Source organism: Coxiella-like endosymbiont of Rhipicephalus sanguineus (assembly GCF_018687865.1).
The window spans coordinates 1-1,229 of sequence record NZ_NIQB01000097.1; the positions used below are offsets into that span (position 1 = coordinate 1).

Here is a 1,229-nt window from a genome sequence, read left to right on the forward strand (position 1 = left end):
AATTTTTGTCATAAATTCAGCCATGGCTTTATTCTGTGCATTATATAATCCTTGCTGAAATTCGACTTGTGCTTGCTGAAGTTCCTTTTGTTTTTCACCAATTTTATTTTTTAGATCTTGCTTTTCTTTTTCACTCATCACTGCCTCATTGCGTTGAAATTTTTTAGCATCCTCTTGCAAGGATTTACCTAAATTAATAATTTTTTCACGTTGTGGTGAAAATTTTTTTTCAAGCCGGGTATTGATATTCTTAACCTGCTGTGATACTTGAAAAATTTGCCGCATATCCACCCTTCCCACGGTTTGCCCAATAGCAGCCGCTGTCCAATTTATTGCCACTGATAAACAGGTGGCCACAAATAAGCACTTCATCATGACGTTCTCCTTAAAATAAAGTAGCGCCCATTATAGTTCAGGTTCGTATGTAAACCAAGCTCCGGTCAACTCTTCCCTTTACAAGCTCATCCCAAAAGAAAATTGAAATGCTTGAAAATTATCCCCTGCTCGACGATTCAGCGGGAAGGCTAAAGTAAAATCGATTGGCGCAAAAGGCGTGTACCATTCTACAGAAAGACCTAACGAGGGGCGTAAATTTTTAAAAGAAAATTTATCGTCTTGGATGATCTGTGGCCGGATATTCGCCTCAGGATCAGAAACACCGCCCCGTGCTGGAATTGCGATATCTCCTGGAAATCGAGGTACCTGAAAAACATTTCCTGCATCAAACACAATGGCAGTACGAACCTTTTGACTAAATTGCGGCAAAATTAAATGCACTCCAAAAATAGTTTCTAAATTACCACCAATAGCGCCGAAATTACTACCAAGTGGATAACGATTCTTTGGACCTAATGAATTTGGAGCAAAAGCAGGAACAGAGCCAATTCCTCCAGCAAAAAAGTTTTTGAAAAAGGGTAACCGATCATGACCGAATTTGTCTCCATAACCGAGGGTTTCTAATAAATTTAAAATAAACCCATGACCCAATGGTTGATAATATTTTGCTGCGTACGTTGCCAAATAATAATCCAAACTGGATTTTAAAAGAGGAACACCTACTTCCAAGCCTAATCCTGTATAAAGACCTTTAGTTGGGAAAATAGCGCGGTCAAGCTCATTGTAAACCCACTCTGCTGTCAATTTAACTTGCTTATAGTTGGCACTGGTATTTTGCACCCGTTAGTGGTGCCACAAAAAGCCAGCATACTCGGTGCAGCGTTAGCGATATC

At 39.5% G+C, this 1,229-nt stretch carries 1 protein-coding gene and 1 pseudogene; both read right to left on the bottom strand.

What is annotated here, in order from left to right; genetic code table 11:
* The coding region (locus tag B1F79_RS05920) for an OmpH/Skp family outer membrane protein (protein WP_251366371.1) at positions 1-375 on the bottom strand (375 nt) is incomplete at its 3' end.
* Positions 376-453: 78 nt separating this feature from the next.
* Positions 454-1,229 (bottom strand): annotated as a pseudogene (locus B1F79_RS05925) (BamA/TamA family outer membrane protein); the annotation flags it as partial.